The sequence below is a fragment of the Colwellia sp. 12G3 genome (assembly GCF_002836775.1).
Taxonomy (GTDB): domain Bacteria; phylum Pseudomonadota; class Gammaproteobacteria; order Enterobacterales; family Alteromonadaceae; genus Colwellia.
Genome location: NZ_PJAQ01000012.1, coordinates 61,866 through 75,413 on the forward strand (window position 1 = coordinate 61,866; position 13,548 = coordinate 75,413).

Genomic DNA, 13,548 nt, shown 5'->3' on the forward strand with positions numbered 1-13,548 from the left:
TGACTTATGTCGTCCATTAGGCATAGGATCACTAACATTAAATTGTTATCACTTTGTTAGCAATGTTAATGTAATCATTTAATTTGTTCATCAAAATAACAGCCCTTGGCTAACTATTGCTTTTAGTAATAATTACTAGCATTATAGATATTATTTCTTATATATTTGCTTCAGCGTTGCAATGGCTACAGACTCCCCTAATCAAACACATTACACACGACAAATTCAGCACTTGTTAGCAAAAGTCTACGGGAAAAGTGCCGTTAAAGACTCTTTGTTAGATCGCGCTATCGGATATTTTGAGCAGGAAGAGTTTCGTCCGTCAGATGAAAAAACATCCACAGATGAGTCCCAACTCGAACAAATGCAACGCACTGAACGTCACTCTTGTTTACAGTCTATTTCGCTAACGATTCTTGAATTAGCAGAAGGGGATAGTTATGCTGAAAATAACCGAAAGTCAGCACAATTTCTGGGTACTATTCAATTATTAAGCCCTACTGAAGGCAAACGGATAGCCACGAGTAATGAGCAGAATAAATCGATTTATAAAGCCGTCTTATGTTTACGTTTACTAGACCGTTTAATTATTGATGGTCAGGTTGTTGAGCCTTATATCAATAAATTTTTAACCGAGATTACTCCTGAGCAATATATTGATTTTGCTAGTCATGATAGTGATGGGCATCAACGTTTTATTGAGCAAGTAAAAGTGCCCCTTATCATGGCTGCACTATTACAAGATATAGGTAATTATCATCCTAAAGCGCAAACTATGCTTTGTGGTGCTGATGGTAAATTAGATGCTTTTCGTACGCTTGAAGTTAAACAACGAAAAGAGCTATTACAAATCAATTATCGTGAAACCCTGAAATTTTTAAGTGAAGGTATTGGTATGCCAACCTTTGTTGGTAACACTAAAGCTGAGCGTGATAAATTTATCGTCGATGAGCAAGGTAAATTTTCCTTTATTAAACAGCTTTTAAAAACGAGTGTAAATCCGAAGAATACTATTGGTAACATATTAAAGGTTCCGCAAATTTATACGTCAATAATCTTGTCGACCAAAGCAAGTTATAACTACAAGTTATTGCCCCAAGTCTTCCAGGTGCTAAATAAAAATGCAGAGCTTGGTGCCTGTGCAAAAAGTGTCGTTGATGCCTTATATCAAATTACTGGTATGTTCCCTCAAGGTTTCGGTGTTGTGTATATGCCATTAGGAGAATTTGGCGAGCAAACCGATTGTTATGAGTATGCTATTGTAAATAGCCTTTACCCCGATAAAGCAGAGCATCCGCATTGTCGAATGACAACACGACAACTAACGTTTATCGGCTATGGGCAAAATTTGAAAATATCAAATAACAGTAATCTTTATTTCACTCAAACGGCAAAAAAATTAGCCGCCTTGAGTAAAGAGCGTTTGAATGAAATCTTAGAGTTATTAAGTTCAAATTCTCATGAACGGAAAAAATTAGATTTATTGCCTCGCTGCTGGGATGCCAATGAGTTTTTCTCCATAAAAACCAATCAAAACCTTTGGAATAAAGTTGTTTCATAAGGTTATTCAATAGTTGTATCAGTGAATATACATTTATTTAGGGTGTCATAACTTAAAGATCAACACCCAGGTACTATGTAGTTAAAAGAATTATAAACAGTAATGCTGGATCATTTTTGTTAATAGCAGCTCAGTTTTATCAATTTCGCTATGTGCCAAAAATTCATTAGGTTGATGAGCTTGCTCAATAGAGCCAGGACCTAGCACGATAGTTTGACAACCTAGTTGTTGGATATAGGGTGCTTCAGTCGCGTAATTAACAGCACAACAACTATGGCCACTAATCTCTTCGGCAATATCAATAAGCGTACTTGGTTTCTTTTGCTCAAAACTCGGTGAACTCGGATGTAATTCTGTGAAGGTGATTCGACCGGGGTAAAGTTCCGCCAATGGTTTTAAGGCTTCGCTCAGCCAATTAATTAATTCATCATCACTCATGCCAGGCAGTGAACGTAAATCAATATCTAAATTACAATGTCCGCAAATTCTATTGGCATTATCTCCGCCAGAAATTGCCCCCATGTTTAGCGTAGGAGCTGGAACATCAAAGGCTTGGTTTTTGTAATTGAGCTGAAATTTTTCTTTTAATTCTATCAACTGGCCAATGACTTTATACATGATCTCTATAGCATTAACACCAAGATTTGGCTGACTTGAATGGCCAGATTTACCTTCGACACTAATACGGTGAGACATGTGCCCTTTATGCATAACCACGGGCACTAAATTGGTTGGTTCACCAATAATGGCGACATCAGGTTTTATTGCTTGGCTTTTGGCAAAAAAACGTGCGCCAGCCATAGTGGTTTCTTCATCTGCAGTAGCAAGAATATATAACGGTTTTTTAAGCTGAGTCGCGGGTAAATTTTTACAAACTTGTAAAATAAAAGCGAAAAAACCTTTCATATCACACGTACCTAAACCAAAAAATTTATCATTTTGATTAAGGACTTTATGGGGGTCTGATTGCCAACGGTTTTCATCAAAAGGTACTGTGTCACTGTGGCCTGCCAATAATAAGCCACCTTCACCATTACCTAACTTGGCAAGTAAGTTAAATTTGTTGCTGGTCTCAGGAACTGCTTGAATTTCAATACTAAAACCAAGTTGCTCAAACCAAGTAGCTAATACTTGTATCACTTCTTTATTTCCTTGGTCCCAACTTGGTTGTGTTGAGCTGATGGAAGAACAAGCGATTAACTGGCTTAAGCTTTGACTGAAATTAGGCAGTTGTGTCATATAGAACCTATAAATTATTGAATAAATACGTAAATAGTTATGCTGTTTAGTTGCATAACTACCCATGCGATGTTACCTTAGCTTTATAGTGTAAATAACCTGCTTTAATAAGGCTACTTCAAAAATGACAAAGGCTATACCCGATTCGAATAACAGTATGCAAAAAGTGGCAGTTATTGGCGCCAGTGGCTACGCAGGAGCAGAGCTTGTTGGCTTATTGTGCCAACATAGTCATGTACAACTTTGTCATTTAGTTGTTTCTGAAAATAGTAGTTCAGAAGGTAAGTTGTTTAGTGAATTACATGGTCGATTTCAAAGCATATGTGACTTACCGCTAGAAGCGTTTTCATCAGCATGGTTTGATAAAAATTCAACTGAATTAGATGTGGTCTTCTTCGCTACACCTCATGAATTCAGTGCTGAATGGGCCCAAGCGTTTGTTGATGCTGGCGTTAAAGTTTTTGATCTTTCCGGTGGCTTTAGATTAAAAAACGCTCATGATTACCCTAAGTACTATGGCTTTGAACATGCAAATATTGATGCCTTAGCTGCTGCGAAATATGGCTTAGCTGAATGGCAGCAAGATGATATTGCTAGTACAAATTTAGTAGCTGTACCAGGTTGTTACCCAACGGCAAGTTTACTTTGTTTGAAACCGCTTACCAGTAACAATTTAGTGGTAGAAAACTCATTGGTTGTGGTTAATGGTATAAGCGGCGTGAGTGGAGCCGGCAGAAACGCCTCATTATCGACTAACTTTAATGAAGTAAGTTTAAAAGCTTATAACGTATTGCAGCATAGACATCAGCCCGAAATTTCTCAAGAAGCTGCTATCGAGGTTATATTTAATCCGCATTTAGCACCTTACAAAAGAGGGCTTTTAGCAACAGTAACCTTACAACTTAAGGCAGGAGTTACTCATGCTCAAGTACAGCAGGCTTTTGAACAGGCATATAGTGATAAACCTTTAGTACGATTAGTAGCAAGTTGGCCAGAAATTGGCAATGTCGCTTATACGCCATTTGCCGATTTGCACTGGAAATTTGATGAAGAAAAGCAAGTTGTAGTGGTAAGTTGTGCCATAGATAACTTACTTAAAGGTGCGGCTTCACAAGCCGTGCAATGTTTTAATATTTCTCTTGGTTTGGCCAGTGAATTCTCGTTAATCAATACATAGAAAATTAGCAATAAGACCGAATTAAGGAAGAATGATGAACAGCCTGTTACTTAAACCAGAAGTTAAACCATTAGTTATCAAAATTGGTGGCGCCATTCTTGAAAAAGAATCTGCTCTTAATGCTTTATTTAGCGTGATTTCACAGCTGAGCAATAAACAAGTGGTTTTGGTTCATGGTGGTGGTTGTGTGGTTGATGAAATGTTAGCGCAAGCAGGCTTCACAACCGAGAAAAAGCACGGTTTACGTGTAACGCCCAAAGATCAAATAGCACTCATTAGTGGAGCGCTAGCTGGCACGGTTAATAAAGCTATTGTTGCCACGGCTAACAGTATGGGGTTAGCAGCGGTAGGCTTATCGTTAAATGATGGCGATATGATCAGTTGTACGCTATCTCCGCAAGACCTAGGTCAAGTAGGCGTACCACAAACGAATAACAGTAAATTATTAGACTGTTTGCTAAAGGCAAAGTTTTTACCGGTCATTTCTTCAATTGGTGCACTCGATAATGGTGATTTAGTTAATGTAAATGCCGATGATGCCGCTGTTGCCATTTGCCAGTTACTCAATGCGGAACTTTTGTTACTCACCGATGTTAATGGTGTTAAAGGCGCAGATGGTGAATATTTACCGACACTTAATGCAGATCAAGCTCAAAACCTGATCAAGCAGGGCGTTATTGCTGGTGGAATGACCGCAAAAGTTAATGCGGCCTTGCATGCTGCTCAACAATTACGACGAAGTATCGCGGTTGCCAGTTGGCAATCGCCAGAGCAAATCACCCAATTACTTGATGGTTACGGTGTTGGCACACAAATTCAGCCTAACTAACTAACTAACTAACTAACTAACTAACTAACTAACTAACTAGCTTGCATGCGAAGCGATTATCAAAAGCTTTAAAGAAATATTGAGAGAAAATACTTATGTCGACAAGTACAGCATTACAACACTTAAACAATTTTTTAGCTGATGATCAGTTAAATAAAGACGAATTATTAGCGTTAATCGAATTAGCGATTAACATTAAGAAAAATCCTGCGGACTATAGCCAAGTATTAGCGGGTAAGTCAGTGGCAATGATTTTTGAAAAACCTTCTTTAAGAACACATGTTAGCTTTGATATGGGCATTAATAAGTTAGGTGGTCATGCGTTATATTTAGGTCAACAAAATGGCAAATTAGGTGAGCGTGAGCGAGTTAGTGATTACGCAAAAAACTTATCTTGTTTTGCTGATGTTATTGTTGCTAGAGTTTTTAGCCATGAATCTATTCAAGGTTTAGCTGAGCACGCAAGTATTCCCGTTATTAATGCCTTGTGTGATGTTTATCACCCTTGTCAGGCATTGGCTGATTTTGTCACGCTATCAGAGAGCTACCCAGATTTAAGCCAAGTAAAATTAGCCTATGTGGGAGATGGTAATAATGTTTCTAATTCATTAATGATCATGGCGGCAACGTTAGGTGTAGATTTCACCTTAGTATCCCCACAAGGACATGAAGCACAAGCAGACATCGTAGCAAAAACTAAAAAACTTGCACAAGCGTCAGGCAGTAAGCTAATACTTACCAATGATATCGACACCATTGGTAAACAAGATGTCATTTATACCGATACTTGGATTTCTATGGGTGATGAAGATTCAACTAAGAAAGCTGAGATTTTAGCTAAGTTTGCACCTTATCAAGTCAATCATGACTTGATGGAAAAAGCGCAAGCGAGCATGGTATTACACTGCCAACCTGCGCATTTGGAAGAAGAAATAACGACGGAACTATTTGATAGTGAATTATCAAAAGTATTCCAACAAGCAGAAAATAGAATGTGGGCACAAAATGCCGTATTAGTAGCCCTATTTACTAATTAATCATTGTTCTAACTATTTTATGCAATAGCGGCGTCAAAAGTGCTCACATACAACAGTATGCTCCGTGCTTTTTTCTTGCTCTAGCATTAAATAGCATAACGAACATTGATTAATTAGGAAGAGTTTGAACAAATTAGCTAAGAAACTTATTCGCAGTAACAACCAAATAATTTAGGCTAAGTTGGTAATAATACTAACTAGTCCTATCCAAAAATTTAAGAGAGAAGAAAATGGCTTTAACTAAGAAAACAATCAAAAAAGTAGTGTTAGCATACTCAGGTGGATTAGATACGTCAGCGATCATTCCATGGTTAAAAGAAAACTATGATGGCTGTGAAGTCATTGCATTTTGTGCTGATGTTGGTCAAGGTGATGAAGAACTTGAAGGTGTTAAAGAAAAAGCCATTGCTTCAGGTGCTTCTGAATGTTACGTAGTTGATCTTAAAGAAGAATATGTAAAAGAATATATTTACCCAATTTTAAAAACAGGTTCAGTTTACGAAGGTCAATATTTGTTAGGTACGTCAATGGCACGTCCTATTATTGCTAAAGCACACATAGAGCTTGCCCTTAAAGTTGGTGCTGACGCAGTGTGTCATGGTTGTACCGGTAAAGGTAACGACCAAGTACGTTTTGAATCATGTTTTGCAGCGCTAGCACCAGAGCTTACCGTAATTGCGCCATGGCGTGAGTGGGATATGGTTTCGCGTGAAGACTTACTTGATTACTTAGCTGAGCGTAATATTCCTTGTGCGGCTTCATTAACTAAAATCTACAGTCGTGATGCAAACGCTTGGCATATTTCTCATGAAGGCGGTGAGTTAGAAGATCCATGGTGCGAGCCATCAAAAGAAGTATGGACCATGACTGTTGATCCAATGGATGCGCCAGATGTACCTGAAAAAGTGCAATTAAGTTTTCTTGAAGGTGAATTAGTTGCTATTGACGGCAAAGACTTTTCACCAAGTGGTGCAGGTGCTTATGAAGCGCTAATGTATTTAAACGAGAAAGGCGCAGCACACGGTGTTGGTAGAATTGATATTGTTGAAAACCGTTTAGTCGGCATGAAGTCTCGTGGTTGTTATGAAACACCTGGAGGCACTATTTTAATGGCTGCCTACAAAGGTTTAGAAACGCTTATTCTTGACAAAGAGTCACTTAAATACCGTGAATCGGTAGGACTTGAATTCTCTCATGTTATTTATGATGGTCGTTGGTTTACACCACTTGCTAAAGCACAGTTAGCTTCAGCTGCATCGTTTGCTGAAAAGCTAACAGGTGATGTTGTTGTTAAGTTATACAAAGGTATGGCGCAAGTGATTCAACGTCGTTCGCCAAATAGCTTGTATTCTGAAGCATTTGCAACGTTTGGTGCAGATGATGTTTATGACCAAAAACACGCGGAAGGTTTTATCCGTTTGTTTAGTTTATCAAGCCGTATCACTGCGCTTTCTCAAAAAGACTCTCTAAAAGATAAGGCGAAATAACCATGGCTTTATGGGGCGGAAGATTTAAAGAAAAAGCGAGTTTACAATTTAAGAAATTCAATGACTCGCTACCGGTAGACTACCGTATGGCTGTGCAAGATATTGTTGGCTCAATCGCTTGGGCGCAGGCTATCCATGAAGTGGGTGTAATAAACGATGATGAATTAGTCCGTTTAACTGCAGCACTGCAAGAATTAAAAGCGTCTGTAGAAGAAAATCCTAAGCAAATATTGTTATCTGATGCAGAAGATATCCATAGTTGGGTTGAAATCCAGTTAATTGAAAAAACCGGTGATTTAGGTAAAAAGCTCCATACGGGCCGCAGTCGTAACGACCAAGTAGCGACTGATTTAAAGCTCTGGTGTAAAGAAACTGGAGGTGAATTACTGTTTGCCTTAGTGAATTTACAGCAAGCAATGATGAATTTAGCTGAACGTGAAAAAGACACGGTATTACCAGGTTATACCCATTTACAAAGAGCACAGCCGATAACTTTCGGTCATTGGTGTTTAGCATATGTGGAAATGTTCAATCGTGATATTGGTCGTTTAAAGGATGCACTTTATCGTTTAGATGTTTCACCACTTGGCTCTGGTGCCTTAGCGGGTACAGCATATCCAATTGACAGAAATGCCTTGGCTAGCCGTTTAGGTTTTAGAACGGCGACCATGAACAGTCTTGATGCCGTTTCTGATAGAGACCACGTTATTGAATTATTGGCCTCAGCCAGTATTTCAATGATGCATTTATCGCGTTTTGCAGAAGATTTAATTTTCTACAACTCAGGTGAAGCTGGTTTTGTTGAAATGAGTGACTTAGTTAGTTCTGGTTCATCATTGATGCCACAGAAGAAAAACCCTGATGCGTGTGAATTAATTCGTGGTAAATCAGGGCGTGTTTTTGGTGCGTTAACGGGCATGTTAACCACAATGAAAGCGTTAGCGCTTGCGTACAATAAAGATATGCAAGAAGACAAAGAAGGTTTATTTGACGCGCTTGATACGTGGCAAGAATGTATGGAAATGGCAGTGTTAGTTGCGGATGGTTTGAAAGTGAACCGTTCACGTACGTTAGCCGCAGCACAGCAAGGTTATGCTAACGCAACTGAACTGGCCGACTATTTAGTGGGTAAAGATATTCCGTTCCGTGAAGCACATCATATTGTGGGCGAAGTCGTATTAGCTGCTATTGATAAAGGCGTGCCTTTAGAGGACTTAACCATAAGCCAACTGCAAGAGTTCAGTGACAAAATTGAGCAAGATGTCTATCAACACCTTTCAATTGAATCGACGCTGAATAAGCGTGAAGCACTGGGTGGTACGTCACGTTCACAAGTTCAAAAAGCGTTGGCAACTACGCAATCGGGCAATGAAGCTATTTTAAATGAGCAAGTTGTTGGTGCGCCAGGTAAACAAAGAATTCAAGTGGCGCTTAAACAGGTTAAGCAACGTTTAAATGCTCAGCGAGCCGCGGCTATGTCGGTTCGTAGAGCAAGAATGTCAGATGTTGACAGTATTTTTAAATTGACTACTTTTTGGGCTGATAAAGGAGAGATTCTCCCACGTACTCGTGACAATATAATTCACGACATCCAAAACTTCGTGGTTGCGGAGCTTGATGGTAACGTTGTTGGTACTGCATCACTGTATATATACCAAACAGGTTTAGCGGAAATACGTTCGGTTGTTGTGCAAGATAATGCACAAAAACAGGGACAAGGTGAAGCGCTGGTACAGTATTTATTAGAATTTGCTCATCAAATGGAATTAGAACAAATTATTGTTTTAACTTATATTCCACAGTATTTTGAACAGCTTGGTTTTAACTTAATCGATAAGAACTCGCTAGCCGATAATATTATTGAAGACAGCGAACCAAGCCCACATAAAGATCCTGCTGATGAAGTGGCGATGGAATATATTCTTGGTCAAAGTAAGTAATATTCACTGTAAATAGTTAAGTTATATTAAGAATGGAAAACATGAATAATAGCGAGCAGAATTACGTAAAATGGTTTAGAAATGCAGCACCCTATATTAATGCGCATCGTGGAAAAACGGTGGTGCTTATGTTTGGTGGTGAAGCTGTGACGCATCCAAATTTTGCTAATATTATTCATGATATTTCATTATTGCGTAGTTTAGGTGTGAAATTAGTAGTGGTGCATGGCGCACGACCACAAATTGAAGATCGCATGCAGCAAAGAGGTCTTGAAGAGAACGTTGTAAACAATATTCGAGTTACGGACGCACAAACTTTAGTTGCTGTTAAAGATGCGACCGGCTCCTTACGCCTTCATATTGAAGCCTTGCTCTCTACCGGTTTAGTTAACTCACCGATGCACGGCTCACAAATTCGTGTAAGTACCGGCAACTTTGTTATTGCGAAACCCATGGGCGTTCGTAATGGTATTGATTATAAATATACAGGTAGTGTCAGAAGAATTGATTCCGATGGCATTAACATGCAGTTAGATTACGGTTCAATTGTTTTACTTTCACCAATTGGTTACTCACCAACAGGTGAAGTGTTTAACCTCGCCTTAGAGGATGTTGCCACACAAACAGCTATTTCGCTGAAAGCAGATAAGCTGATTGCTTTTACGGAAGACGAAGGGCTTATTGATAAGTCTGGAAAGTTAATTCGTAGCTGTAGTGTTCGCACGGTAAAAACCTTACTTGATGAAAATGACTGCCATGTTCGTCAGTTATTACTTCGCTCTATCATTCAAAGTGGTGAAAATGGTGTTGAGCGTTGTCATTGTGTCAGCTATCAAAGTGATACTGCACTGTTACAAGAGTTGTTTACCCGTGACGGCGCAGGAACTTTGATTGCCAAAGATCATAAAGAATTAATTGCTACCGCTACAATAGATGATGTGGCCGGCATCTTAGAGCTGATACAGCCACTTGAAGAAGAAGGGGTTTTAGTGAAGCGATCTCGTGAATTACTCGAGATGGAAATAGAATATTTCACTGTTCTTAAAAAAGAAGATGTGATCATAGCTTGCGCTGCCTTATATCCCTACCCGGAAGCTAACTCAGGAGAAGTTGCTTGCGTAGTTATTGATCCTGATTATCGTAAAGGTAATCGAGGTGAAAGAATTATAAGTGCTTTAGAGCTTAGCGCAAAAAAGAAGGGATTAACGTCTTTATTTCTCTTAACAACAGTGAGTGGCCATTGGTTTAGAGAACAAGGCTTTATCGAAACATCTCTGGAAAGGTTACCTGAAGGGAAAAAGAAGATGTATAACTTCCAGCGGAATTCGAAAGTCTTTATCAAAGATATATAATAAATCCATTGGGCTTCTGTGTGTTGCTAAGTAACCTGAACTTCGGATAAGCGAATTTGCCCAATAACGCTATTTAAGCGCCTGTCAGCGTTATTTTTACTCCCAATAACCAGTTATTGGTTTGTAAAAATATCTTAATAGACACTTAAATTTCGTCACTGGAACTTTAAGTTAATTTGTTCACCTAACTTCAATAAGTTACAAAACTCTTATCCAAACCTCAGGTTAAGTAGATACACTGTAAATAACAAAGCCGTTAGCTCAAAAGCTAACGGCTTTTTTCTTATTCAGTGATCGTTAGAACAGTTCTTCTTCTTTTTCTTTACTGCCAGATAATATCTCACTGCTGTTATCTTCAGCAACATACTCTGTTGGCACATTGCCAAGACGGAAGTACTCAAATTGACTCGTTGTATCAGTCTTGGTGGTCAATTTCCCTGTCGCTTTATCAATGCGGACAGATACAATATCAACAGGCGGCTGGAAATCTTCAGCTTCAATATCAGCTAATGCGATGCGCATAAAGTCTATCCAGGCAGGTTGTGCAGATTTAGCACCAAATTCCGTACCTGTTGTTTGATTCTTTCCTAAGTTATTATTATAAACCGATTGTCCAAGCATATGGCGAGGGTCATCAAAGCCTATCCAAGAGGTGGTGATTAAACGGCGGCTAAATCCAGAAAACCAAGCATCTTTAGCTTCATTTGTTGTACCTGTTTTACCGGCAATATCTCGGCGTGCAAGTGTTCTAGCGCGCCATCCGGTGCCTTGCCAACCTGGTTTTACAGACCAATCGGAACCCCAAATAGCACTGTTAAGTGCTTGAGTGATTAAAAAAGCATTTTGGGCGCTTATCACACGAACTGCTTGTTTAATTGCTATCACTGACTCGTCAGCTTGAATGACTAATTCTTCATTATTAACCTCGATCCCATCGGTCAACATCGTATCCGTATGAAGTATTGCTATATCCTGTACTGGTTCTTCAAGTTCAATAATTTCAACACAAGGATCGCAAGCGAGGGCTGGATTGGCTTGATAAATAATCTCTCCATCACTATTTTCAATACGTTCAATTAAATAGGGTTCAACTAAGAAACCACCATTGGCAAAAGCAGCAAAACCGGTAGCAACTTCTAATGGGGTTAAGGAAGCAGCACCAAGTGCTAATGTTTCGCTACGAGGTAAATCACTCTTATTAAAGCCAAAGGTGGTTAAGTGATTTATGGTATTACTGAGACCAATACTTTGAAGTAAGCGTACTGCTATAACATTTTTAGACCGTGCTAAAGCTTCGCGAACTCTAATAGGTCCTGCATAATTTTCTGGGGAATTCCTAGGTCGCCAAACGGCACCTGAACTTCTATCCCATTGGTTTATCGGGGCATCATTAACTAACGAAGCAAGGGTAAAGCCATGTTCAAGAGCAGCAGAGTAGATGAAAGGTTTTATATTTGAGCCAACTTGTCGTTTAGCTTGGGTAACCCGATTAAACTGACTTTGTTCGAAACTAAAACCGCCAACAGCTGCTTTAATGGCTCCATCATCTGTAGATAAAGACACAATGGCAGCACTGGCAGTTGGAAGTTGTCCTAGACGGTAATTACTGTCGGGCATTTTACTAACTAAAATAATATCGCCATATCGTAGGATGTCACTTGCTAACTTGGGGGGATTACCTTGCTTTTGATCATTAATATAAGGACGAGCCCAAGCTAGCCCTTGCCACTTAATGTTCGTAATTTTTTTACTGTGAAGTTGAATGCTAACAGATTGTTCTTCAACGGCAAGAACAACAGCAGGCTCAAGCATTTGGTAATAATCAATCTCTGAAAGGGCTTTTGTTATTTCTTCTTGTGATAACGGTAATGCGTTAGCATTAGGTACATTTGTAGAAACTGTTGATTGAGGCCTAAGTGAAATCAGAGGACCACGGTAACCATGACGCTGATCATAATTCAATAAATTATTCACCAGGGCTTGTTCAGCTGCAGTCTGTAATTTTGCTGTTACTGTGGTAAATACTTTGTAGCCTTCAGTATAGGCTTTTTCTTTTCCGTAACGTTTAAGTATTTCATTATGAGCCATTTCTGCAACATAGGGAGCATTCAACTCAATTTCTGCGCCATGTTTTTTACCTGTTATCGGCTCATTTTTGGCTGTCTGGTATTGTAGGTCAGAGATGTAGCCGCTAATTAACATACGTTGTAAAACTACAGAACGGCGAGCTTTAGCACGCTCAGGAGAGCGGATAGGATTAAGTGTTGAAGGTGCTTTAGGCAGCCCCGCTAATACCGCAATTTGAGCCAGATTAAGGTCGCTAATCTCTTTGCCGTAATAGACTTGTGCAGCTGCACCAAAGCCGAAAGCCCTATGACCGAGTTCAATTTTATTGATGTACAACATCAAAATTTCATCTTTGCTAAGTAAGCTTTCAATATGAAAGGATAAGAATATTTCTCGTATTTTACGTGTATAAGTTACTTCACGAGTAAGGAAGAAGTTACGTGCAACCTGCATGGTAATAGTACTAGCACCACCTTTGTCCTGTCCCATGAGTTTACCTAGTACCGCTCGTCCCATGCCTATTGGGTCAACACCAAAATGCATATAAAAACGGTCATCTTCAGTAGCTAATAACGCATCGATGAGTTGTTGAGGCACTTGCTCTAATGTTAACGGTGTACGCTTTTTTTCACCAAACTGGGAAATTAGCAATCCGTCCTGGCTATAAACTTGCAATGGTGTTTGCCAATGCAAGTCTTTTAATGATTCAACACTAGGTAATTCTGAACGCATTGATAGATATAAACTATAAATGCCAATTGATGTCAAAATAAACAGTATCAGACTGACTTTTAATAAATATTTGATTGAAAACACAGCAAAAGACCAATAAGTGGATTAAAATGTAAGATATTACTAG

9 protein-coding genes are annotated in these 13,548 nt (G+C 39.1%); 7 read left to right on the forward strand and 2 right to left on the reverse strand.

What is annotated here, in order from left to right; all coding sequences use genetic code 11:
* Positions 1–181: 181 nt before the first annotated feature.
* On the forward strand, positions 182–1,561 hold the full coding sequence (locus CXF71_RS04770) for a hypothetical protein (protein WP_101231836.1): 1,380 nt from the start codon (positions 182–184) through the stop codon (positions 1,559–1,561).
* Positions 1,562–1,651: 90 nt separating this feature from the next.
* Here the strand turns inward: CXF71_RS04770 and argE are convergent, their stop codons facing one another.
* Complete coding sequence (gene argE / locus CXF71_RS04775) at positions 1,652–2,800, reverse strand: acetylornithine deacetylase (protein WP_101231909.1); 1,149 nt, start codon at positions 2,798–2,800, stop codon at positions 1,652–1,654.
* Positions 2,801–2,957: 157 nt separating this feature from the next.
* Here argE and argC point away from each other — a divergent pair, with 157 nt between their 5' ends.
* The 6 genes from argC to argA all read left to right on the forward strand — a co-directional run bounded on the left by argC (position 2,958) and on the right by argA (position 10,622).
* The gene (gene argC, locus CXF71_RS04780) at positions 2,958–3,977 is read left to right on the forward strand and encodes an N-acetyl-gamma-glutamyl-phosphate reductase (RefSeq protein WP_198559835.1); all 1,020 of its coding nucleotides are present in this window, start codon (positions 2,958–2,960) and stop codon (positions 3,975–3,977) included.
* Between the two features lie 31 nt (positions 3,978–4,008).
* Positions 4,009–4,806, forward strand: a complete 798-nt coding sequence (gene argB / locus CXF71_RS04785) for an acetylglutamate kinase (RefSeq protein ID WP_442871915.1) — start codon at positions 4,009–4,011, stop codon at positions 4,804–4,806.
* A 95-nt stretch (positions 4,807–4,901) separates the two neighbouring features.
* Positions 4,902–5,843 (forward strand): ornithine carbamoyltransferase, encoded by a 942-nt coding sequence (locus tag CXF71_RS04790; protein ID WP_101231839.1) that lies wholly within the window; start codon positions 4,902–4,904, stop codon positions 5,841–5,843.
* A gap of 230 nt (positions 5,844–6,073) precedes the next feature.
* Positions 6,074–7,330 carry an argininosuccinate synthase gene (locus tag CXF71_RS04795; protein ID WP_101231840.1) on the forward strand — a complete coding sequence of 419 codons (1,257 nt, stop codon included), beginning with the start codon at positions 6,074–6,076 and terminating at the stop codon, positions 7,328–7,330.
* Positions 7,331–7,332: 2 nt separating this feature from the next.
* Positions 7,333–9,270 carry an argininosuccinate lyase gene (gene argH, locus CXF71_RS04800; RefSeq protein WP_101231841.1) on the forward strand — a complete coding sequence of 646 codons (1,938 nt, stop codon included), beginning with the start codon at positions 7,333–7,335 and terminating at the stop codon, positions 9,268–9,270.
* A 41-nt stretch (positions 9,271–9,311) separates the two neighbouring features.
* The gene (argA, locus tag CXF71_RS04805; protein ID WP_101231842.1) at positions 9,312–10,622 is read left to right on the forward strand and encodes an amino-acid N-acetyltransferase; all 1,311 of its coding nucleotides are present in this window, start codon (positions 9,312–9,314) and stop codon (positions 10,620–10,622) included.
* Positions 10,623–10,919: 297 nt separating this feature from the next.
* Here the strand turns inward: argA and CXF71_RS04810 are convergent, their stop codons facing one another.
* A complete protein-coding gene (locus CXF71_RS04810) occupies positions 10,920–13,505 on the reverse strand; it encodes a penicillin-binding protein 1A (RefSeq protein WP_101231843.1) in 2,586 nt (861 codons plus the stop codon).
* Positions 13,506–13,548 lie beyond the last annotated feature (43 nt).

Bases quoted from the DNA above. Each gene is read 5' to 3' on its own strand.
- CXF71_RS04770 (WP_101231836.1), top strand. From the start codon at position 182: ATGGCTACAGACTCCCCTAATCAAACACATTACACACGACAAATTCAG.
- argE (WP_101231909.1), bottom strand. From the start codon at position 2,800: ATGACACAACTGCCTAATTTCAGTCAAAGCTTAAGCCAGTTAATCGCT.
- argC (WP_198559835.1), top strand. From the start codon at position 2,958: ATGCAAAAAGTGGCAGTTATTGGCGCCAGTGGCTACGCAGGAGCAGAG.
- argB (WP_442871915.1), top strand. From the start codon at position 4,009: ATGATGAACAGCCTGTTACTTAAACCAGAAGTTAAACCATTAGTTATC.
- CXF71_RS04790 (WP_101231839.1), top strand. From the start codon at position 4,902: ATGTCGACAAGTACAGCATTACAACACTTAAACAATTTTTTAGCTGAT.
- CXF71_RS04795 (WP_101231840.1), top strand. From the start codon at position 6,074: ATGGCTTTAACTAAGAAAACAATCAAAAAAGTAGTGTTAGCATACTCA.
- argH (WP_101231841.1), top strand. From the start codon at position 7,333: ATGGCTTTATGGGGCGGAAGATTTAAAGAAAAAGCGAGTTTACAATTT.
- argA (WP_101231842.1), top strand. From the start codon at position 9,312: ATGAATAATAGCGAGCAGAATTACGTAAAATGGTTTAGAAATGCAGCA.